The organism is Enterobacteriaceae endosymbiont of Macroplea appendiculata, from assembly GCF_012571605.1.
GTDB lineage: Bacteria > Pseudomonadota > Gammaproteobacteria > Enterobacterales > Enterobacteriaceae.
Map to the genome: position 1 here is coordinate 292,372 of NZ_CP046220.1, position 24,441 is coordinate 316,812.

At 22.7% G+C, this 24,441-nt stretch carries 17 protein-coding genes and 3 tRNA genes; 3 read left to right on the forward strand and 17 right to left on the reverse strand.

From position 1 onward, the window contains the following. The first annotated feature begins 6 nt into the window (after positions 1–6). A complete protein-coding gene (asnS, locus tag GJT86_RS01455; protein WP_168920515.1) occupies positions 7–1,410 on the forward strand; it encodes an asparagine--tRNA ligase in 1,404 nt (467 codons plus the stop codon). Here asnS and GJT86_RS01460 read toward each other — a convergent pair. From GJT86_RS01460 to GJT86_RS01520, 13 genes are all read right to left on the reverse strand, one after another. After that, on the reverse strand, positions 1,407–2,075 hold the full coding sequence (locus GJT86_RS01460; RefSeq protein ID WP_168920516.1) for an MBL fold metallo-hydrolase: 669 nt from the start codon (positions 2,073–2,075) through the stop codon (positions 1,407–1,409). The genes asnS and GJT86_RS01460 overlap by 4 nt on opposite strands. A 54-nt stretch (positions 2,076–2,129) precedes the next feature. Then, entirely contained in the window at positions 2,130–3,794 is a 1,665-nt protein-coding gene (gene rpsA, locus GJT86_RS01465) for a 30S ribosomal protein S1 (RefSeq protein ID WP_168920517.1), read from the reverse strand. 292 nt (positions 3,795–4,086) lie between these two features. Then, the gene (gene aroA / locus GJT86_RS01470) at positions 4,087–5,373 is read right to left on the reverse strand and encodes a 3-phosphoshikimate 1-carboxyvinyltransferase (protein WP_168920518.1); all 1,287 of its coding nucleotides are present in this window, start codon (positions 5,371–5,373) and stop codon (positions 4,087–4,089) included. Positions 5,374–5,412: 39 nt separating this feature from the next. Further along, positions 5,413–6,507, reverse strand: coding sequence for a 3-phosphoserine/phosphohydroxythreonine transaminase (gene serC / locus GJT86_RS01475; RefSeq protein WP_168920519.1), 1,095 nt, complete (start codon positions 6,505–6,507; stop codon positions 5,413–5,415). Positions 6,508–6,541: 34 nt separating this feature from the next. Next, complete coding sequence (gene rodA / locus GJT86_RS01480) at positions 6,542–7,660, reverse strand: rod shape-determining protein RodA (RefSeq protein WP_168920520.1); 1,119 nt, start codon at positions 7,658–7,660, stop codon at positions 6,542–6,544. A 15-nt stretch (positions 7,661–7,675) separates the two neighbouring features. Further along, positions 7,676–9,544 carry a penicillin-binding protein 2 gene (gene mrdA, locus GJT86_RS01485; RefSeq protein WP_168920521.1) on the reverse strand — a complete coding sequence of 623 codons (1,869 nt, stop codon included), beginning with the start codon at positions 9,542–9,544 and terminating at the stop codon, positions 7,676–7,678. Positions 9,545–9,577: 33 nt separating this feature from the next. Next, the gene (locus GJT86_RS01490; RefSeq protein WP_211080486.1) at positions 9,578–10,585 is read right to left on the reverse strand and encodes a DNA polymerase III subunit delta; all 1,008 of its coding nucleotides are present in this window, start codon (positions 10,583–10,585) and stop codon (positions 9,578–9,580) included. 97 nt (positions 10,586–10,682) lie between these two features. Beyond that, positions 10,683–13,199: a class I tRNA ligase family protein gene (locus tag GJT86_RS01495; RefSeq protein ID WP_168920523.1), complete on the reverse strand. Its 2,517-nt coding sequence runs from the start codon at positions 13,197–13,199 to the stop codon at positions 10,683–10,685. A 111-nt stretch (positions 13,200–13,310) separates the two neighbouring features. Further along, positions 13,311–13,769, reverse strand: a complete 459-nt coding sequence (gene ybeY / locus GJT86_RS01500; protein WP_168920524.1) for an rRNA maturation RNase YbeY — start codon at positions 13,767–13,769, stop codon at positions 13,311–13,313. Between the two features lie 62 nt (positions 13,770–13,831). Beyond that, on the reverse strand, positions 13,832–15,163 hold the full coding sequence (gene miaB / locus GJT86_RS01505; RefSeq protein ID WP_168920525.1) for a tRNA (N6-isopentenyl adenosine(37)-C2)-methylthiotransferase MiaB: 1,332 nt from the start codon (positions 15,161–15,163) through the stop codon (positions 13,832–13,834). Positions 15,164–15,218: 55 nt separating this feature from the next. Next, positions 15,219–15,292 (reverse strand) — tRNA-Gln (locus GJT86_RS01510). A gap of 12 nt (positions 15,293–15,304) precedes the next feature. Continuing rightward, positions 15,305–15,390: transfer RNA gene (locus tag GJT86_RS01515), tRNA-Leu, on the reverse strand. Positions 15,391–15,408: 18 nt separating this feature from the next. Then, positions 15,409–15,482 (reverse strand) — tRNA-Met (locus GJT86_RS01520). A 100-nt stretch (positions 15,483–15,582) separates the two neighbouring features. Here GJT86_RS01520 and glnS point away from each other — a divergent pair. Then, complete coding sequence (gene glnS, locus GJT86_RS01525; RefSeq protein WP_168920526.1) at positions 15,583–17,232, forward strand: glutamine--tRNA ligase; 1,650 nt, start codon at positions 15,583–15,585, stop codon at positions 17,230–17,232. Between the two features lie 60 nt (positions 17,233–17,292). Here the strand turns inward: glnS and fldA are convergent, their stop codons facing one another. Together fldA and GJT86_RS01535 are read right to left on the reverse strand one after the other, a co-directional pair. After that, positions 17,293–17,811 (reverse strand): flavodoxin FldA, encoded by a 519-nt coding sequence (gene fldA / locus GJT86_RS01530; protein WP_168920527.1) that lies wholly within the window; start codon positions 17,809–17,811, stop codon positions 17,293–17,295. A gap of 26 nt (positions 17,812–17,837) precedes the next feature. Continuing rightward, entirely contained in the window at positions 17,838–18,557 is a 720-nt protein-coding gene (locus tag GJT86_RS01535) for an alpha/beta fold hydrolase (protein ID WP_168920528.1), read from the reverse strand. Positions 18,558–18,689: 132 nt separating this feature from the next. Between GJT86_RS01535 and pgi the strand changes: the two genes are divergently transcribed. Continuing rightward, a complete protein-coding gene (gene pgi, locus GJT86_RS01540) occupies positions 18,690–20,306 on the forward strand; it encodes a glucose-6-phosphate isomerase (RefSeq protein WP_168920529.1) in 1,617 nt (538 codons plus the stop codon). A 129-nt stretch (positions 20,307–20,435) separates the two neighbouring features. Here pgi and GJT86_RS01545 read toward each other — a convergent pair whose 3' ends face one another. Both GJT86_RS01545 and pnp read right to left on the reverse strand, forming a co-directional pair. After that, the gene (locus GJT86_RS01545) at positions 20,436–22,040 is read right to left on the reverse strand and encodes a DEAD/DEAH box helicase (RefSeq protein WP_168920530.1); all 1,605 of its coding nucleotides are present in this window, start codon (positions 22,038–22,040) and stop codon (positions 20,436–20,438) included. Between the two features lie 267 nt (positions 22,041–22,307). Further along, positions 22,308–24,401 carry a polyribonucleotide nucleotidyltransferase gene (gene pnp, locus GJT86_RS01550; RefSeq protein WP_168920531.1) on the reverse strand — a complete coding sequence of 698 codons (2,094 nt, stop codon included), beginning with the start codon at positions 24,399–24,401 and terminating at the stop codon, positions 22,308–22,310. Positions 24,402–24,441 lie beyond the last annotated feature (40 nt).

Sequence of the window (24,441 nt, forward strand, 5' to 3'; positions counted from 1 at the left end):
TTAATAATGGAATTATTAACTAATATAGTTGACATAATATCAGAAAAAATTACGGTTGACACTAAAATTATTATAAAAGGTTGGGTACGTTGTAAAAGACATTCTAAAAATAATATATCTTTTATTGATGTATATGATGGTTCTTGTCCACAAGATATGCAAATTATTGTAAAGAAAAAAGATATTCATAACTATGATCATGAAATACTATTAATAACTACTGGATGCTCTATAAGTATTACTGGTAAACTTAGTTTATCACTGAAAAAAAAACAAAAATATGAAGTATATGCAAAAAAAATAAAAATTTTAGGTTGGGTCAAAAATCCTGGTACATATCCTATTTCAACAAAACAACATACTTTAGAATATTTACGAGAAGTTGCTCATTTACGTGCAAGAACTAAAATTATTAGTAGTATTATGCGTTTGAAACATAATATTATTATGTATATACAACATTTTTTACATAAAAAAAATTTTTTTTGGATACATACACCTATTATTACTACTTTAGATACTGAAGGATGTAGTAAAATGTTTAATATCACAACTTTAAACAATAATATGATTCAAAATAATACTCATGATACAATTAATAAATATCATTTCTTTAATAAAAAATCATTTTTAACAGTATCAGGACAGTTACATTTGGAAACATACGCATGTGCAATGTCAAAAGTATATACTTTTGGTCCAACATTTAGAGCAGAAAATTCTAATACAACACGACATTTAGCTGAATTTTGGATGTTAGAAATTGAAATAGCATTTGCTACATTATTTGATATAATACATTTTGTAAAAAAAATGTTACAGTATGTTTGCAAAAAACTATTAAGAAATAATCTTGATGAAATTAATTTTTTATCTTCTAAAACTAAACAAAATTTATTAGAAAAAATTAATAAGATACAATTAAAAAAATATTATACTATAGAATATACAAAAGCTATAGATATTTTACAAGAAAGTAAAATATCAGGATTAAATGCAATTTCTTGGGGAGAAGATTTATCTATAGAACATGAAAAATATTTAACAAATCAATATTTTAATAATCCAGTTATAATATATAATTATCCAAAACATATTAAAGCATTTTATATGTATTTAAATACAGATAATAAAACTGTAGCTTCAATGGATATATTATTTCCTGGTATTGGAGAAATAATTGGTGGATCACAAAGAGAACACAGAATTAATATTTTAGATCAAAGATTATCAGAAAAAAATTTAGATAAAACAAACTATTGGTGGTATAGAGATATAAGAAAATATGGTACAGTCCAACATTCTGGTTGTGGAATAGGTTTTGAACGGTTAGTATCATACTTAACTGGTATAAAAAATATAAAAGATATTATTCCATATGCACGTACACCACATAATGCATTATTTTAAATATAATTTATATTTTTATTTTTTAAAATTTTTATAATATGTTGGTTATATTTTTTTATTTTAAATAAATATATTGGTTTTTCGTGTCCTGGTAAAATTAAAGTTTGTGAATTTAAAGATAAAATATACTGTTTTATTGATGTTAATAATTTTAAATAATTACTATAAGGGAAATCAGTTCTACCAATACTATTTGGAAATAGTATATCTCCAGATATTAAAATGTTTGTTGTTTGATTATAATATATAACATGTCCTGGTGTATGTCCTGGACAATGATACACAATAAATAATATTTGTCCTAAATAAATATTTTGTTTGTGTTTAACCCAATAATTATCTTTATATATACAATATGGTAAATTAAAATACATGGCTTGAAATTTTAAATTTTTTATCAAAATAATATCATTTTCATGTGGTCCGATTATTGGAATATGATATTTTTTAGATAAAACATATGCAGTACCAATATGATCTAAATGACAATGTGTAATTAATATAATTTTAATCAGTAATTTATATTGACGTAATAAATTATCAATAATATTACTAATATTACTACTGCTACCTGGATCAATAATAGCTGCACACAATGTTTTTTTACACCATACTATATAACAATTTTGTTTAAACGATGTTAAAACAATTCTAATATAATTCATATATTGTTTTTTTTAATAAAAGACAGATTTTATTAGGTTTATTAAAATAATATTTTATTCACATTTAGCTGCTTTAAAAGCTTCTGTCATAACATTAGTAAATTTTTCAGTTTGTTTATTATTTATATTATGTTTAACAGATGATTCAATATCTTTCAAACGTAATTTTATATGTACCACACGATTTTTTTTATCTATAGAATTTATTTTACCTTCTATATTTTCACCAATTTTAAAATATTTTTGTATATGTTGATTACTATAATTATCATGGTCACTAAATTTAACATATCCAAGAATATTATTACTTAATTGTATAGTTACAGTTTTATTTTTAATAACAATAATTTTACCAATAACTATATTATTTTGTTTTAATTTTTTATAATATAAATCTAAAGGATCATCTTGTAATTGTTTAATACCTAATGATATTCTTTCACGTTCGGAGTCTACTTGTAATACAATAGCAGATATATTATCACCTTTTTTATATTGTTTAACAACTTCTTCACTATTTTGTTCCCAAGATAAATCTGAAATATGTACTAAACCATCTATACCGCCTTCTAAACCAATAAAAATACCAAAATCTGTTATCGATTTTATTTTTCCTTGTACTTTTTCTCCTTTGTGATGTTTTTTAGCAAATGATAACCAAGGATTAACGGTACATTGCTTAATGCCTAATGATATTCTTCTACGTTCTTCATCGATATCTAAAACCATTACTTCTACATGATGATTAACTTGTACTTTTTTAGTAGGATGAATATTCTTATTCGTCCAATCCATTTCAGAAATATGTACTAAACCTTCAATACCATTTTCAATTTCTACAAAACAACCATAATCAGTTAAATTAGTTACTTTACCTGTTAATTTAGTATTAATTGGATAACGTTTAGAAATAGAAATCCATGGATCTTCTCCTAGTTGTTTTAATCCTAAAGATACACGTGTTTTTTCTTTATCAAATTTTAAAATTTTAACAAATATTTCTTCACCTATACTAACTATTTCACTAGGATGTTTAACGCGTTTCCAGGACATATCAGTAATATGTAATAAACCATCTACACCACCTAAATCTACAAAAGCGCCATAATCTGTTAAATTTTTTACTAAACCTTTAATTTTTAATCCTTCATTTAAACTATTAAGTAATTGTTCTCTCTCAGCACTATGTTCAGATTCTATTACGGCTTTTCTAGAAACAACTACATTATTACGTTTTTGATCTAGTTTAATTACTTTAAATTCTAATTCTTTACCTTCTAAATGGAAACTATCTTTTATAGGTCTAATATCCACTAATGAACCTGGTAAAAAAGCACGTATACCATTTAAATCAACGGTAAAACCTCCTTTTACTTTACCATTAATAATACCATTAATATTAGTTTTACCCAATTGTGCTTTTTCTAATAGCATCCAAGATTCGTATCTTTTAGCTTTTTCTCTTGAAAGGATAGTTTCACCAAAACCATCTTCTATGGCATCTAGAGCAACATCAATAGTATCTCCTTGCTTAATTTCTAATAAACCTTGATTATTTTTAAATTGTTCTATAGGTATAGAAGATTCAGATTTAAATCCAGCATCAACTAATACAATATCTTTTTTTATAGAAATAACAGTTCCTTTAACAATCGAACCAATATTAGTAATTTGTTTTTTTATTGTTTTTTCAAATAATTGAGTAAAAGATTCAACCATATTATTAACTTTTTATTTTTATTAATAATGCTTACATCATATTAAGTATTATTAAAAATAGAAAGCATAAAATTCCATTTCATGCATATATGATTACATATTTTTTAAAAAAATATATAACTAATATATATTATTAATTGTAATATTATGTATTTATCACATGAATATATATACATTAATAATTATTTATGTATAAATTTAATTTAACATATAATAATATGTTTCTGCAACCATCTCATCAACTTTATATAAGATATTATGATTATTATAAATACTTTATTATTAATAAAACTTATTTATACAAACTAATTTTTTTAAAATCTTTAAAATAATTAGGATATGTTTTATTAATACAATTAGGATTAATAATGTTAATGATAACATTAGATAATGATAATAATGTAAAACACATCGCCATACGATGGTCATTATATGTTTCAATGGTAACTTCTGGTATAGTTATTGGAGGCTGTATGATAATATAATCTTTACCTTCAATAATATAAGCACCTGTTTTCCTTAATTCTGTTGTCATTGCAGCTAAACGATCTGTTTCTTTAACACGCCAATTATAAATATTACTAATAATTGTAGTACCCTGTGCAAATAAACTTGTTACTGCAATAGTCATTGCAACATCAGGAATATGATTCATGTCCATTTGTATTGCTTTTAATGTCTTGTGATATTGACATGTAATATAGTTGTCACCATAAAAAATTTTTGCACCCATTTTTTCTAAAATAGAAACATATTGCATATCACCTTGTATACTATATTTATTAATATTATATAATGTAACAGTACCGCCTTTTATAGCAGCTGCTGATAAAAAATAAGAAGCAGAAGAAGCATCACCTTCAATAATATATTCTCCAGGAGAATAATATCTCTGATTACCATAAATAATAAATTTTTGATAATTATCATTATCAATCATAACACCAAATTTTTTCATTAACGCTATAGTAATATCAATATATGGTTTAGAAACTAAATTATTTTTAATATAAATGACTGTATTATGTTTCATTAAAGGAGATATGATTAATAAAGATGTTAAAAATTGACTAGAAATAGAACCATCAATAATTAATTTTTTTTTACCTAAAAAACCTCCATATAATTTTAATGGCGGATAATTTTGTTTTTCTAAATAAATGATTTTAGCTCCTCCGGATCTTAAAACATCAACTAAATGTTTTATAGGTCGTTCTTTCATTCGAGATTCACCAGTTATTGTAATATTACACTGTATATTAAGTGATAAGATTGCAGTTAATGGTCTAAATACTGTACCCGCATTACCTACATACAACATATTATTTTTAGTATTAAAAACACCATTATTACCAATAATATAACAATTATTATTGGTTATTTGAATGTTAATCCCACACATTTTTAATGCTTGTATCATATAACGTGTATCATCACTATCTAATAAATTTATTAAATTAGTTTTGCCCTTTGCTAAAGAAGCTAATAGTAATGCTCTATTAGATATACTTTTAGATCCTGGCAAAGTTACAGTACCATTAATTTTTTTAATAGGATATAAAGTTAATATTTTTTTCATTATGCATTTTTTGTTGTATTATTTTACGCATTATAACATTTATGCATATAACTTTTCAAAAGTATTCATACAATATTCTAATTTTTGTATTCCTTCTAACGGCATCGCATTATATATGGATACTCTAATACCTCCTATAGCACTATGTCCTTTTAAAAATAAAAGTCCTTCTTTTTTTGTATATTTTAAAAATAACTGTTCAAGATGAATATTAGGTAAAGTAAAAACAATATTAGTTAAAGATCTATTTTGTAAATTAATATTATTATTATAAATACTACTTTGATCTATCACATTATATATAATTGATGCTTTTTGTTGATTAATATTATATATTTTTGTCATTCCTTGTTTCTTTAACCATTTAAATACTAAACTAGCAATGTATAATGAAAATGTTGGAGGTGTATTAAACATAGAATTATGTTGAGCTATAATACTATAATTAAAAGCTGAAGGTAATTCTTTTCTTTTATAATATATATTATTAGTTAACAAATCTTTACGTATTATAATAAATGTTAATCCAGCAGGTCCAATATTTTTTTGTGCACTTGCATAAATTAGTCCATAATTTTTTATTTCAATCTTTTTAGTTAAAATATAAGAAGATAAATCAGCAATAATAATTTTATTATTAATTTTAATATCTTCATTAATTGCAATCCCTTCAATAGTTTCATTAGGACAATAATGTATATATTTAGTGTTATTTGAAAAATTCCATTTTTCTATTGGTTTAATATAATGTATATTATTTTTTTTTTCTCTCACATTAATAATGTATGGTATACAATATTTTTTTGCTTCTTCTATAGCTTTATCAGACCAAAATCCAGTATGTATATATTCTGCATTTTCATGATAATCTAATAAATTCATAGGAATAGCAGCAAATTGTGTTCTTGCACCTCCTTGACAAAATAAAATATCATAATTTTCTGGTATATTCATTAATTCTCTAAAATCATCTTTTAAAATATTTGTTAATTTCATAAAATATTTACTACGATGACTAATTTCCATAACAGATATATGCAAATTATGCCAATTTAACAGTTCTTTTTGAGCTTGCTGCAAAACCTCATGTGGTAATATTGCTGGACCAGGACTAAAATTAAATATTTGATTCATAAATAGTAATTCCTATATAAATGATTTTATCAATTTATAAAATATAATGCTTCATTAAATCATCTGTATGTGTACATAAAGACATAATAATACCAAAATTAATCATAAACATTATTAATGAAGTGCCACCATAACTTAATAATGGTAATGGGATGCCAACTATAGGTAATAAGCCACTTACCATACTAATATTTATAAATATGCAACTAAAAAAAAGTAATATCATGCTATATATCACAATTTGTTTTAACATATTTCGTGTTCGGATAGCTAAGATAATTCCTCGTAATATTAATGATATATATGTCATTATAAGACTAAAAACACCTATAAAACCAAATTCTTCTGCTATAACAGAAAAAATAAAATCAGTGTATTTTTCTGGTAAAAATTTTAATTGTGTTTGCGTGCCATGCAACCAACCTTTTCCAAACCAACCACCAGACCCAATAGCAATTTTAGATTGTAAAATATGATAACCTGCACCTAAAGCATCTTTTTCAGGATTTAATAGAATTAATATTCTAGTTCTTTGATAATCATGCATAATAAAAAACCATAATATTGGTAAACAAATTGATATTAGTATTAAACTCATAATAATTAAACGCCAAGATAATCCTGATAAAAATAAAATAATCGTACTAGCTAAGATAATTAAAATTGCAGTACCGAGATCTGGTTGTTTAATAACTAAAAAAGTTGGGATAGCAATAATAATAATACTAATAATAAAATTTTTTATATTTATCATATAATTAATTTTATGTAAACGATAAGTTAAAAATAATGGCATAATAGTTTTACTAATCTCAGACGGTTGAAATTTCATAAAACTTATTTTTAACCATCTTTTAGCTCCATTAATAGGAATACCAGTAAAATATACTACTAATAATAATATTATAAAAATTATATATAATATAAAAATATTTTTAAAAAAAAAATTTGGAGGTATTTGGGCAACTAATAACATTATAGTAAAACCAATACATATTTGTATAATTTTATTATATAAAATATTTTTATTCTGACCAGATGCACTCCAGATTGCAAAAATACTAAAGAATAATAATAAACTAATAAAAAACATAAAAATTATGTCTATATGTAATTTTTTATGTATATAATTTAAAATATTTTGTTTATGCATAATGTGATTTATATATTAAATGTTAAAATCTTTATGATGTTGAAAAATATAGTCAAAAATTTTTCTAATTAAATGTCCTAGAATGATTTCGCGATTATTGTGATTTTCTATGACAATAGAAATTGCAACTGTGGGATTATTTATAGGAGCAAAAGCAATAATTAATTTATGATCACTTAATTTATTTTGTAATCTTTGCATATTGTTAATATGTTTATTTTTTAAATTATAAACCTGTGCTGTTCCTGTTTTAGCAGCTATTTTATATTTTGCACCTCTAAAATATATATACATTGTTCCATGACGTGTATGTGCTACTTTACACATTCCTTGTTTAACAAGATACCAGAATTGTTGATTGATATTATTAATAATTTTTATAGGTTTTGGTTTTATAAAACATTTATTGTTATTAATTTTAAGAGATTGTAAAATATGCAGTTTTTTTAAAACACCATTATTAATGAGTATGGTAAGCATTTTATTCATTTGTATTGGAGTAGCATTCCAATAACTTTGTCCAATACCTACAGAAATTGTATCACCTGTATGCCATTGAACATTCCTTTTTTTTGTTTCTACATATTTATTTGGTAAATTACCAGGCATTTCATTATTTAAATCAATATCAGTTTTACGTCCAAAACCAAATTTAGACATCCAATAAAATATTTTATCAATACCCATATTATAAGCAATTTTATAGAAAAAAACATCAGAAGATTCTGCTAAAGCATGAATAATATTGATATATCCATGTCCATAACGTTTCCAATCTTTAAATAATTGATGTTGTACAGGTATTTTCCACCATCCTGGATCAAAAATAATAGTATGTTGATTAATAATACCTTCAGTCAATGCAGCTATAGCTAAATAAGGTTTTACTGTAGATGCTGGAGGATATATTCCTTGTGTTACTCTATTAAGTAAGGGTTTATGAGGATTATTTTTTAGAATATTAAATTGTTTTTGTGTAATGTTATGACTAAAAATATTAGGATTAAAAGTTGGATTAGAAATTAATGCTAACACATCCCCATTTTGGGGATTACTAATAATTATCGCTATACGATAATTAGATATTAATGATGTAATATATTTTTGTAATTTAACGTCTAACGTAAGATAAATATCATTACCATTATGAGCATGTTGAATAATATTTTGATATATAATATGTCCTTTATTATTCATAATATTTTTTTTATAACCTATTTTACCATGTAAAATATTTTCATAATATTGTTCTATACCAATTTTCCCTACAAAAGGTATGTTATGAACATGATAATCTGTATCAATGTTATTAATATTATTTTCTGCAGACATTCGTGTTACATAACCTACCGTATGCGCAAATAATGACCCAAAAGGATACAAACGTTTCATATATGCTTGTAAATATACTCCAGGTAATCTGTATTTATTAGCTACAAAAATTGCTATCTGTTTTTCATTTAAATTTTTCATTAAAACTATAGGAATAGTATCGTTATTTCTATTTTTTTTTTTAAAATTGTTAATATCATCGATATTAATCGTAATATTCAATATTTTTTTTAAAACAAATGTTGTATTTTGAATATTAGTTATATTTCTTGGAATAATTATTAATTGATAATATGCTTGATTAATAGCTAAAGGAATATTATTCCTATCATAAATAAAACCTCTGCTAGGAATAATCTTTACTAATTTGCTATAATTATTTTGTGAAGCTATATTATATTTTTGAAATAATGTTATTTGTAAATAATATAAATTATATATTAATATGATTACTAATAATATAGAAATACTACATGCTAGTAATATTCTATTTAAGAATGTTTTGTAATGTAATTCTTTATAACTTTGAAATATATATTTATTAAATTTCATTATCTATAAAATTATTATTTATGGTCATATTATTCATATAAATAAAAAAACTAATTTTTCTAAATCTATCCAAAAAGATCTTTCACAATATAAATTAATATTATTATTTTTGATGTTTATTTCCATAACAGATAATAATTTTATACACAAATATATTTTTTCTATTGTAATAGTAGGTAATAATTGTATAAAAGTATTATACTTATGTTGGGATATATATAAATTGTTAAATAAATTATTATTCATAATATTTTTTTTTATCAACATTAAACATACAATATCATGTGATAGATTTTTTATAATAAAAATAGGATTATATTTATATAATTTTATCTTATGTATAATACATAAACTCTTATACACTTGTTTAGTTAAAATAGTATCAAGTAAATTATCATATTTAATAAGAATAAATGTATTTGTATAAAAAGTTAATTGTTTTACTGTCACTAATTTTTTTTGACTTAAATTTATATTTAAAAGTATTTGATTTAATAATGATAAATTCTTGTTGTAAAATGTATACATTAAATCAATAGCATCATGATTAATATTTAGAGTTAATGTTTTACATCTTGATATTAACCATTTTTTAAATTGTGTATAATTTAATGTAACACATAGAATAAATTTAATACATAATGATATTATGTTTAGATTATTTATCATATATTTCTTATATATATCACATTTCATAATATTATGTATTTCTATAATTAATATTATTTTATCATGTAAAAATAATAATAATTTTTGTATATATTTGATATGTTTAGTAACATCACTTTTGTTTAAAAAAATAATATTGATTATTTTTTTAGTAAAAAATAAATTTAAACAACAAAATTTAGTAAATATCTGGGTCCAATTTGGATTAGCATCAATTATAATAGTAATATGTTCTTTATATTGTTGTTTGTGTAATATTAAAAATAATTTTTTTATATATTCTTTAATATGATAAAAATCGCTACCTATAATAATATAACAAAGATACTTTGTGTTAGTCTTATTTAGGTTCAAATCACTATTTTTTTTCAAGTTAATCAACCCTAACATAAAAAATGTTTTTTTACAAATATGAATAATATTAATAGTATTTGGTTAAAAATAACACATATTTTACATAAATAATACTTTATTTTAAAGTAACGATATTAAATATTTTTTTATATATATATATAGTTTTTATAATTTTTATTTTTTCAAGATGTTTTGAAATTTTATTATTTTTATATACGATTTGTTTAATTTTTTTTTTATTATTTGCATCTACTATTGGAATAGTTGTAACATACTTTTTTTTTCCATTAATTTGAATTACTAAATTAAATGAAACAGTAAATTGGTTATTATGTATAGGAAATAATTTTGGCCATTGTAAAAAATCAATATTTTTATTACCAAAATATTCTAATAAAACATAACTAAAATGCGGGGCAAAGGGATATAATAATTTTAAAATTATATTTAATGCATAATATACTATATTATAATCTATTAAATTATTTATGTTATATTTCATTATATAATTTACTAAAGACATAATAGAGGATATTGCTGTATTAAATATTTGACGTTCATGTATATCATTAGATACTTGTTGTATTGTCTTATTGATTATATTATGTAATTCAAATTGTTTTTGATTATAATTATTAGATAATTGTGTAATATTTACAGAAATACTAATGTTATATGGTAATAACCGATATTGGTAAATAAAACACCATAATTTTTTTAAAAACTTTAACATCCCATTTATTCCTGATGCTCGCCATTCTAATGATATTGTTGGTGGTGCCGCGAACATTAAAAACAAACGTAAAGTATCTGCGCCATATTTTTTAATAATACTATTAGGGTCAATCCCATTTTTTTTTGACTTAGACATTTTTATCATTTTATGTCTTGTTAGTATTCTGTTTTTATTATCTATAAAAATTTTATTTAGATTATTATCATCATATTTTACATGTACATTTTTATAACTAACCCATTTTTTATTATGATTACTATCAATATAATAAAAAGCATCTGATAAAACCATTCCTTGACATAATAAATTTTTTACAGGTTCATCATTATATACTAAACCTAAATCTCGCATTAATTTATGAAAAAAACGTAAATAAATTAAATGCATCGTAGCATGTTCTATCCCACCAATATATTGATTGACTGGTAACCAGTATTTAATATCATCAGCATTCAATATTCCTTTATTATAATTTGGACAAGTATATCTTGCATAATACCAAGAAGATTCGATAAAAGTATCAAAAGTATCTATTTCTCTTTTAGCATATTGACCATTATAATTATAATTAAACCATGTAAGATTTATAATTTTTTTTTGATTATAATCAAATTTTTTATATTGATCGAATAAATATTTAGGAAATTTTATTGGTAAATCCTGTTCTTTTAAAGGGATAATCTCACCATTAGTTAATGTAATAACTGGTATGGGTGTACCCCATAAACGTTGTCTAGAAATACACCAATCATTTAAAGAATAAAATGTTTTTTGTTGACAAAATAATGGTTTTAGATTGGATTTTATATCACTAGAATGTAATAAATGATTAATATTATTTTCTGTATATGTTATTAAATTATATTTATGTGCAATAACATAATCTTCAGAATTATATAAAGGTGTACCAATACTTGCCATAATATTATGTGGCATAATATTAACTATAATAATAGGAATTTTATTATTTAAATGATCTATAACAAACAAATTACTATGAATAAAAGATAATGTATTATCTTTTAATGATGTTTGATAAATATACATATCGAGAAATTTTTTTACTGTTACATTATGTACAGATATTTTTTTACAAAAATCATGTCGTAATGATAATTTTATAAAACTAATATTATGCATATATTGTTTTTTTTGTATAAAAATTTTTAGTATGGTATTAGTTTTATATACTTTATAATTAATCTCTATACCTTCTTTTTTTCCTATCCAATTTTGTTGCATGCGTTTGACTTGTTTAGGCCAACCATTTAATTTACTTAAACCATATAGTAATTCTTCAGCATAATTAGTAATTTTTAAAAACCATTGTAACATTTGTTTTGATTCTATTGTATTACCACAACGCCAACAAGTATTTTTATAAACTTGTTCATTAGCTAATACTGTTTTATCATTTGGACACCAATTTACTATTGTGTTTTTTTTATATACAAGACCTAATTTATATAATTTTAAAAATAATAATTGTTCCCAACGATAATACTGATCGTTACATGTAGTAATTTCACGATTCCAATCAAAACTAAAACCTAAAAATTTTAATTGTTGTTTCATGTATTTAATATTTTGTTTTGTCCATATATCAGGAGATATCTTGTGATTTATTGCTGCAATTTCCGCTGGTAATCCAAAAGCATCCCATCCTATGGGATGTAAAACATTTTCACCTAACATACGATGATAACGAGCAATAACATCACTAATAGTATAATTACGTACATGGCCCATATGTAAATTACCAGAAGGGTAAGGTAACATGGATAAGCAATAAAATTTTTTTTTATTATAATCAATATTTACATGAAAAGTATTATGTTTTTCCCATTGTTTTTGTACATATTGTTCCACAATATGTGGATAGTATTCTTTTTCCATATCATGTAATCCTATAAAAATTTTATTGTTATTCTATTAATCATATTATGTATTATAAGGATTGTTAATATTACTTATAGTATAGTAAAAAATAAGCATGATCGTATAATGTTATTTTATATAAGGATTTGTATATCCTAAAATATGTAAAAGATTAATTTCTTGCTTTATCATGACAGTAGTATTATATTCATTGTCATGGTCAAATGTAAATAAATGTAATATACTATGAATTATTAAATGTGCATAATGTGCTATAATTTGTTTATGATATTGTATTGTTTCTTGATATATTATATCTGGGCATAATATAATTTCTCCTAAAAATAGTATGTTGTTTTTATATACTTTACTAGGGAAACTTAAAACATTTGTAGTTTTATTTATCTTTAGAAATTGATAATTTAACATTTTTATATGTTTTTTATTAACAATACATATTGTGATTTCAATAGGTTTTTTTATAAAATAAGGTAAAATAATACTTAACCAATGGTATAGCATGCTTTTACATGGTATAAAAGCATTACATTTATGGTAATGGTAATAATGTAAAATGATTTTTTGCATATATCTGTACTAAATAAAATAATTTTTATTATAATCTCAGTTTAATGTTTAATGAAAAAAAATTAATGCATGCTAACAAATGTAGCATATAAAGTATATAAATAAAAATTATTAATATATACCTTTACTATTTTACCGACACAATTATATGTACTTTTAAAAAAAACAATTCTATTATTTTCTGTTTTACCAAAAAAAAATTGATTATGTTTAGATATTCCTTCTACTAAAACAGTTTGTATAGAATGTAACATATATGAACTAAATTTTTTTGTTTGTTGTTGGATATAATCTTGTAAAATATATAATCTGCGTTTTTTTTCTTGCAAACTAACATTATCTACCATTTTACTAGCAATAGTACCAGGTCTAGCAGAATATATAAAACTATAACTCATATCAATATCCATATCTAGAATTAATTGTATAGTTTGATTAAAATCTTCTTGTGTTTCACCAGGAAACCCTACTATAAAATCAGAACTAATATGTATATTAGGTCTTATTTTTTTTAGTTGGTATATAATATTTTTATATTGTGTTAAAGAATATCTTCGTTTCATTAAAGATAGAATTTTTTCTGAACCACTTTGTACGGGAAGATGCAAAAAATTTACTAACTGTGGTATTTTACCATATACATTAATTAAACCTTGAGTAAAATCTTGAGGATTGCTAGTAGTATATCTAATTCTATAGATACCTTTAATATTTGAAATCATAATTAATAACTTATCAAAGGTAATAATATTATTATCAATATCTATATATTTATAAGAATTAACATTTTGTCCTAATAAATGTATTTCTTTGATACCTTGAATAATTAATTGTTGTATTTCTAATAATATATCTTTATATGGTCTACTAATTTCTTTACCTCTTGTAAAAGGTACAATGCAATACGTACAATATTTATTACATCCTTCAATAATAGTAACATAAGAAGTATGTTGAGTAGTTTTAATAACTGGTAAATAATTAAATTTTTCAGTTTTAGGAAAACTAATATCAATTAATTTTTTTTTAAAATTATATACATCTTGTATCATTTTTGGTAATCTATGTATTGTTTGAGGTCCAAAAATAATATCTACATAACTTGCTCTTTTAAAAATTTTCTCACCTTCTTGTGCAGCCACACAACCACCAACACATATAATAATATTAGGATTATTTTGTTTAAAAATTTTCCATCTACCTAATTGATGAAATAACTTTTCTTGAGCTTTTTCTCTAATAGAACATGTATTTAATATAAATATGTTAGCATGTTTTGCTATTGTTACAATAGCAAAATTTAATTCTTTGTTGATGTAATGTGATAACTTGGTAGAATCATATGTATTCATTTGACAACCCCAAGTTTTAATATATACTTTATTGCGTGACATAGTGATTATTTTATTTTATTGGTATAAACGTTAAACTATTAATAATTAATAATGCCTGGGGTACCTGGATTTGAACCAGGGAAATGCCGGTATCAAAAACCGGTGCCTTAACCACTTGGCTATACCCCAAAAATAATTTTTTACGGAAGACGAGACTTGAACTCGTATACTATTTAAAAATAGCCAGAACCTAAATCTGGTGCGTCTACCTATTCCGCCACTTCCGTAAAAATAAATATATATAATAGCTATGATGGGACTCGAACCCATAATCTCAGCGTTATGAGTGCTGTGCTCTAACCATTTAAGCTACATAGCTTTATATAACGATTTTGTATGTATATTATGTAGTATATATAAGCATAACGTCAACTAATTTTATTAAAAAAATACAGTTTTCTTAAATCGAGTATAATCATATGAATAATTATCATAATTATAAAAAAAATTTTATTTTTCAAATAATAAAAAATGATATGAAAAATAAGAAATATAATTTAATACATACACGATTTCCTCCTGAACCTAATGGTTATTTACATATTGGACATTTAAAATCTATATGCTTAAATTTTTTTATTGCTGAATATTTTCAAGGTAAATGTAATTTAAGAATTGATGATACTAATCCTTCTAAAGAAAATATGAAATATGTTGAACAAATTAAACAAGATTTAATTTGGTTAGGGTTTAAGTGGTTTAATAATATTAAATATACATCAGATTATTTTGATAATATTTATCAATATGCCATAGAACTAATTAAAAAAAACTTAGCATATGTTGATGAATTAAATGCATATGATATTACTAAGTATCGGGGCACATTATCTAATCCTGGAATTGATAGTCCATATAGAAATCGTAGTATTCAAGAAAATTTATTTTTATTTCATAAAATGTTTTTAGGATATTTTAAAGAAGGTGATGTATCTTTAAGAGCTAAAATTAATATGCAATCCAATGTAATTATTATGAGAGATCCAGTATTATATCGTATTAAATATATTACACATTATAAAACAGGTAATAAATGGTGTATATATCCTACATATGATTTTGCTCATTGTATATCTGATGCGTTAGAAGGTATTACACATTCTTTATGTACATTAGAGTTTCAAGATAATCGTATATTATATAATTGGATATTACAAAATATTAATATCAAAAATAAACCTCAACAATATGAATTTTCTAAATTAAATATAGAATATGCTCTTCTTACAAAAAGAAAGATCAATATTTTATTACAAAATAAAATTATTAATAGTTGGGACGATCCGCGTTTATTTACTATTTCTGGATTACGGAGAAGAGGTTATACATCTTCTGCATTAAGAAATTTTTGTTATAGTGTAGGTGTGACAAAACAAAATAATTTAATAGAAATTGCATATTTAGAATCATATATACGTAATGAATTAAATCAAAATGCTGTGAGAAGGATGGCAGTTTTACGTCCATTAAAACTTATTATAGTTAATTTTCCTGAAAATATTCAATATATTAAATTAACTGCTCCTAACCATCCAAATGATGTATCTAAAGGTTATCGAGATATTTTTTTTACAAAAGAAATTTATATAGATAAAACAGATTTTTTAGAACATGATAAAAAAAATAGTAAAAAACTTATTTTAGGTCATGAAATACGTTTGAGATATGCTTATGTTATTAAAGCAGTAAAAGTTCTAAAAGACACGTATAATAATATTATTTGTGTATATTGTAATTATGATATGCCTACTTTAGGGACTAAACTTAATAAATCAAGAGGTGTAAAAGGTGTTATACATTGGATTTCTACATCTTATGCAATTAAAGCATATTTTTATATATATGATTATTTATTTACACAAAAAAATATTAATTGCCTGAAAGATATTTTATCAGTTATTAAAAAAAAAACCTTAATACAATATTATGGTTTTATTGAACAAAATATATTATATGATTTAAAATTTACTAAACATTTTCAGTTTGAAAGAGAAGGATATTTTTTTTTAGATATAAAAAATAAAAAGCATAAAATAATATTTAATAGGATTACAACATTAAAAAAATAAGTTTACATTGTTATTTTTAAAAATCAATTATATACGACCATATAATTGATTTTTAAACATTTATTTTGATAATTTCAATTCTTTTAACAACTGTGTTGTCCATTTTTTAATACGAATATCTGTTAATTCGGATTGTCTATCCTCATCAAGTGGTAAACCAATAAAATAATTTTTATTTTTTAAACTTTTTGTTTTACGATGAAAATATCCGTGATTAGGCCAATATCCAATAACATGTCCTTTATTTTTTTTAACAATATCGTATATAATACGTAAAGCATCACAAAAATATTCACCATAATCTTCTTGATCACCACAACCAAATAAGGCAATTTTTTTATTTTGAAAATTAATTGTTTGTAATAAAGGTATAAAATTATCCCAATCATATTGTAAATCACCATAATACCATGTTGGTATGCCAAATAATAGAATATTAAAAGATTCAATATCTGTTTTTTTTGTGTTAGCAATGTTAAATATATTAACATGTAGATCATTGAAATAATTATATATTTTATAAGCAATCTTTTCAGTATTACCAGTATCACTCCCAAAAAAAATACCTATTTTAGACATATATATCTCCTTAAAATTTTTTAATATTATTGTTCAAGAAAAATTAATATTTGTTGTAATACATCATATGTGTGAGTGATATGCATAAAATGTCCTGCATTAATATTATATATAATGGCATACGGAAATTGTTTAAATATTGTTTTATAATATTCAAGTTTAATATAATTAGACTGTTTTCCTTTTAAAAACATAATTTTTCCTAACCACGGATATATTAAATTCCAACCAGAAATATTACGATATTGTTGTTGTATAAAAAACCAATTAAATTCCCAATGTCCATTATTAAACATATCTAATAATATATTAATTGTATAATGATCTGTAATATATAATTTCATAATATTATAGGCTTGAATTTTTGTAGTGATATTCATATCATGTATTTTTTTAAAAGATAAAAAAATATTTTTTAAAGAAAAAACATACGTTATAGGTGCAATATCTAAAATAATTATTTTATAAATAATATTTTTTAATAAAGTAGTTAAATACATAGCAACTTTACCACCCATAGAGTATCCAATTAAAATTACTTTTTGATTAATATTTAAAAAATTTAATGTTTCAACAACATCATGAGCCATAGTACTATATCTCATATCCATATTATTAGTAGATTGGCCATGATTACGCAAATCTAATAAAATAATAGGATAATTAATTTTTTGTTTTAGTAAATAACCTAATTGTAGTAAACTATTTTTATTACCAAATAATCCATGTAATATAATAATAGTCATTATGTTATTTTTATTGTTTGTATAATTTAGTATTTTTTGTGATAAAATCATATGCTTTTAAAGCATCAAAAACCTAATTATGTTATTATATATAACAATTATACTTATATAAATGAATATGCATAATATTATATGAAAAATATTAATCCTACTAAAACTATATCTTGGAAAGCATTACAAAATCATATATATGATATGAAACATATAACTCTGACACAACTTTTTCAGCAAGATCAAAAAAGGTTTTTAAATTTTTCTATCAATTTTGAAAACAAAATTTTATTTGATTTTTCTAAAAATATTATTAATTATAAAACCATGCATTATTTAACAAATTTAGCCAAAGAAATTAATTATCTTGATGCTATACATGATATGTTTTATGGGGAAAAAATAAATAAAACAGAACAACGTTCAGTTTTACATATAGCATTGAGAAACTATAATAATAATGATTTCTTATCACAAAATAATAATATTTATAATAATATAAATATTATTTTAAAAAAAATTAAGAATATATCCAATAATATTATTAATGGTATTTGGAAAGGATATACTAATCAACCTATAAAAAATATTATTAATGTTGGTATTGGGGGTTCACATTTAGGACCATTAATGACAATAGAAGCTTTAAAACATTATCAAAATCATTTAAATATATATTTTATATCTAGTTTAGATTCCATGCAATTAATTAATATTTTGAAAAAAATTAAACCTGAAAATAGCATTTTTATTATTTCTTCTAAAACCTTTACTACACAAGAAACAATAACAAATGCTTTATGTATAAAAGAATGGTTTATAGATAATAAATCTAACATTAATATTAATGAAATTATGCAAAAACATTTTATCGGTATTACTGCTAATACAGATAATGCTATTAATTTTGGTATTCCATATGATAATGTATTACCCATCTGGGAATGGGTAGGTGGTAGATTTTCTTTATGGTCATCTATTGGTTTAATTATATCATTATCTATAGGTTTTAAACATTTTAAACATTTATTAGATGGTGCTGCAAAAATGGATCATCATTTTTTTTATAGTGATATTACACAAAATATGCCTATCATTATGGCTTTAATTAGTATTTGGTATAATAATTTTTGGAATACTGAAACTGAAGCTTGCATACCATACTGTTATAATATGCGTTTTTTAATAAAATATTTACAACAGTTAAATATGGAATCGAATGGGAAATCTATAGATAGGGTAGGTAATTATATTACTTATCAAACTAGTCCTATTATATGGGGTGATATAGGTACAGATGGACAACATTCATTTTTTCAATTATTACATCAAGGAACTAAAATAATACCATGTGATTTTATTGCTCCTGTTATACCTACTATATATGTAAAAAATATTCATAATAAACTAATAGCTAATTATATTGCACAAACTAAAACATTAGCTTTTGGTAATATGCAAGAAAAAGGTAGTAATCAAAATATATATCAACAATGTATTGGTAATCATCCAAGTAATTCAATTTTTATAAAAAAAATTACTCCATATAATTTAGGTCTATTAATAGCTTTATATGAACATAAAATTTTCATGCAAGGAGTTATTTTAAATATTTTTTCTTTTGATCAGTGGGGTGTAGAATTAGGTAAAAAATTTGCTACGTTAATATTAGATGATTTACATAATGATACACATAATATTAATAAATATGATGTTTCTACGAACGGACTAATTAATTTTTATAAATCATTTTTATAGAAATTATTACTGTATATTAATAAAAATTAATTAATCGTTTTTTTATACATTAAGTTATTTTATATAATAAATATATAACAAAATATATTATATATCTTTTATTGTTATTGCTAATAAAATCAAATTGATTTAATAATGATGTATTTCTTTAAAAGAAATTATTTTATTTAGAATTCTTATATTTGTTATTGATTTTATAGAATGAATGTTTTTTTTAGATAATTCTACGAGAGCATAATAATCAAATAATTTAACATGACCAATATTATTACTAGGTATTAATATTTTATTAATAAAAGTACCTACTATATGACGTATTTCTACACCATCTTTTTTCCCTATATTTATTTTATACATTATCATATTTTCATGTAAATTATTTTTTTTATTTGCACGTACAAATTTATTTTTAACAGAACTAACTTCTGGAGGAATAACTAAAGGCCTATTACCTTGCGCAATTTTTAATAATACGGCTGTTAATAATGTTTTATCTATAAATTCTTCAAATGGTTTTGTTAACAAAAGATTTTTATATTGTTCAATATCATGACTTTTTAATGTATTATGTATTTTTATAATAAATTTTTCTAATCTTTTTTGACTTAAAAAAGATGAATGAGGTATTTTTTTTTCTATAATATTAAATTTAGTAAAATATGCAATATTTTTTAATAAACGTTTTTCTCTATATTCAACAAAAGTTAATGCTCTACCAGTACGTCCAGCCCTACCAGTACGACCAATACGATGTATGTAAGATTCAGCATCCATAGGGATATCATAATTAATAACTAAATCAATTCTTTTAACATCTAATCCTCTAGCAGCTACATCTGTAGCTATTAAAATTTCTAGTTTAGCGTTTTTAAAATTATTTAGCGTTTTTTCTCTTATATTTTGATTCATATCACCATTTAATGGTGCACTATTATATCCATAATTATTTAATATATGTGCTACTTCTAAAGTAGCATTTTTAGTTTTTACAAAAATTAATACAGCATCATAAGATTCAATTTCTAAAAATTTCATTAATACATCTATTTTATTTACATATATCATACAATAACTTTGATTAATATGAGGTATAGTATTATTATCAGATTGTATTTTAATTTCATGTGGTTCATGCATAAATTTTTTAGTAATTTTTTTTATTTTATATGGCATAGTTGCAGAGAATAATGCCGTTTGATACCCTTTAGGTATAACAGATAAAATTTGTTCAACATCTTCAATAAAACCCATTCTTAACATTTCATCTGCTTCATCTAATACTAAACTAGTGGTAGTAGACAAGTTAATAGTTTTTCGTTTAATATGATCTAATAATCTCCCTGGTGTAGCAACAATGATTTGAGGTTTTAAACGTAAACCACGTAATTGTATATGATAAGATTGGCCACCATATAATGGTAATACATGTACACCATAAATAAATTTAGAGAATAAAGATGTAAATGTTGCTATTTGTATAGCTAATTCTCTAGTTGGTGTTAAAATTAAAATTTGAATATTTTTTATATTGAGTTGCAAATTATTTAATAGTGGTAATATAAATGCTGCAGTTTTACCACTACCAGTTTGTGCTATACCTAAAACATCTTTTTTTAATAATAAATATGGAATACATTCTTTTTGTATAGGTGTTGGTATAATATACCCGATATTATTTAAAGCTTTAATAATATTATTATTAAGCTTAAATTGAAGAAAATTATTGTTAGTCATGTTAATATACATGCCTCTTTAAAATAAATAAATAAATTTAATGATATTTTATAAAAATAATAATATTTATATATTATAAATTATGATGTAAATATGTTGTTACAAAAATATGATATATAGAATACATACTTTAATCTTATTTATGATTAGAAGTTATATTTAACTTCTAATCATAAATAGAAGAATGATATCATCAATAATAAAATGAAGAATAAATTGCATGGTCATGATTATATATGGTAAACTACATACTTAGTAAAGATGTATTTAACGTCTAGTTGTTGCTTTCATACTTAATCGTATTCTTCCTTGTTTATCAATTTCTATAACTTTAACTAAAACTTTTTGTAGTAATGTTAAATGATCACTGACTTTATTCACATGTGTGTTAGTAATTTGTGAAATATGTACTAAACCTTCTTTTCCATGTCCTATAGAAATAAAAGCACCAAAATCCAAAATACGTGTGACTTTCCCACTGTAAATACGTCCTACAATAATATCAGCAGTAATTTCTTCGATACGTCGTATCGCAAATTGTATTTGTGTATAATTTTGTGCTGCAATTTTGACAATGCCGCTATCTTCAATTTCTATAACTGTTTCTGTTTCTTCGGTTAAAGCTCTAATAACAGATCCACCTTTACCAATCATATCTTTAATTTTTTCTGGATTAATTTTTAAAATATGAATTCTAGGTGCAAATTCTGAAATATGTTTTTTAGGAATAGAAATGTTTTTTTGCATTATTTTCAAAATATGCAATCTTGCTAATTTAGCTTGTTTTAATGATAATTTAATAATAGTTGGTGTAATACCTTTAATCTTCATATCCATTTGTAATGCAGTAATACCTTTATTTGTACCAGCAACTTTAAAATCCATATCACCTAAATGATCTTCATCACCTAATATATCAGTTAAAATAACAAAATTATCTTTTTCTTTAATTAAACCCATAGCTATTCCAGCTACAGCATTTGTAATAGGAATACCAGCATCCATCATTGCTAATGATGCACCACATACAGATGCCATAGAAGAAGATCCATTAGATTCTGTAATTTCTGATACTAAACGAATAGTATATGGAAATTTTTCTAATGTTGGCATAACAGGTAATATTGCTTTTTTAGCTAAATGTCCATGACCTATTTCTCTTCTTTTAGGTGAACTTAATATACCTGTTTCACCAACAGCATAAGCAGGAAAATTATAATGAAATAATAAATGATCAGTTTTTTCACCTATTAAATCATCTAATATTTGCGCATCTCTTGATGTACCTAAAGTAACAGTAACTAAAGCTTGTGTTTCACCACGAGTAAATAAAGATGATCCATGTGTACGAGATAAAATACCTGTACGAACATCTAAATTTCTAATCATATTATGTTTACGGCCATCAATACGTATATTATCTATTAATATTTGTGTTCTTACTATTTCTTTTTCTAATTCATGAAAAATTTCATTAATATCATGTTGATTAATATTTGGATCTTGTTTATGTATAGCTTCTATGGTATTTAGTTTAATTATATCAATTTGATTTATTCTATCCTGTTTTTCAGGAATATGATAAGCTTTTATTAAATCTAATTTAGCTAGTGTTGTTATATTTTTTTGTAGTTCTTTATTAATAGGATTTATAATCCATACTTGGTTATCTCTAGGTATGTTTACCTTTTCAGCAAACATGATTATGTTACTAATTAATTGTTGTTGTTGTTTATGTCCATATATTATTGCATTTAATATTTCTGTTTCATCTAATTGATTAGTTTTTGCTTCCACCATTAAAATTTCTTTTTGTGTTCCAGTTATAATTAAATCTAATTGACTATGTTTCATTTTAGTTATACTAGGATTTAATACAAAACACTTATTAATATAACCTATACGTGCTGTTCCAATAGGACCATTGAAAGGTATATTTGATATACTTAATGCAGCAGATACACCAATAATAGCAACAACATCTGGATATATATTTGGATTAATAGATATGACAGTTGCGATTATTTGTATATCATATAAAAATCCTTTTGGGAATAAAGGTCTTAGTGGACGATCAATTAAACGTGCAATTAACATTTCATTTTCACTAGGACGACTTTCTCTACGGAAAAAATTTCCTGGTATACGTCCTGCTGCATAAGATTTTTCTTGATAATGTACAGATAATGGTAAAAAATTTTGTTCTTTTTTAATATTTTTATTAATTACTATAGTAACTAATACTGTTGTGCCATTAATATTTACGACTACTGCAGAAGTTGTTTGACGTGCAATCATTCCAGTTTCTATAGTTACAGTATTATCACCATAACTAAATGTATGAATAATCGGATTTAACAAAATATCTATCCTTTATATAAAATTATAATTTTAAATATGA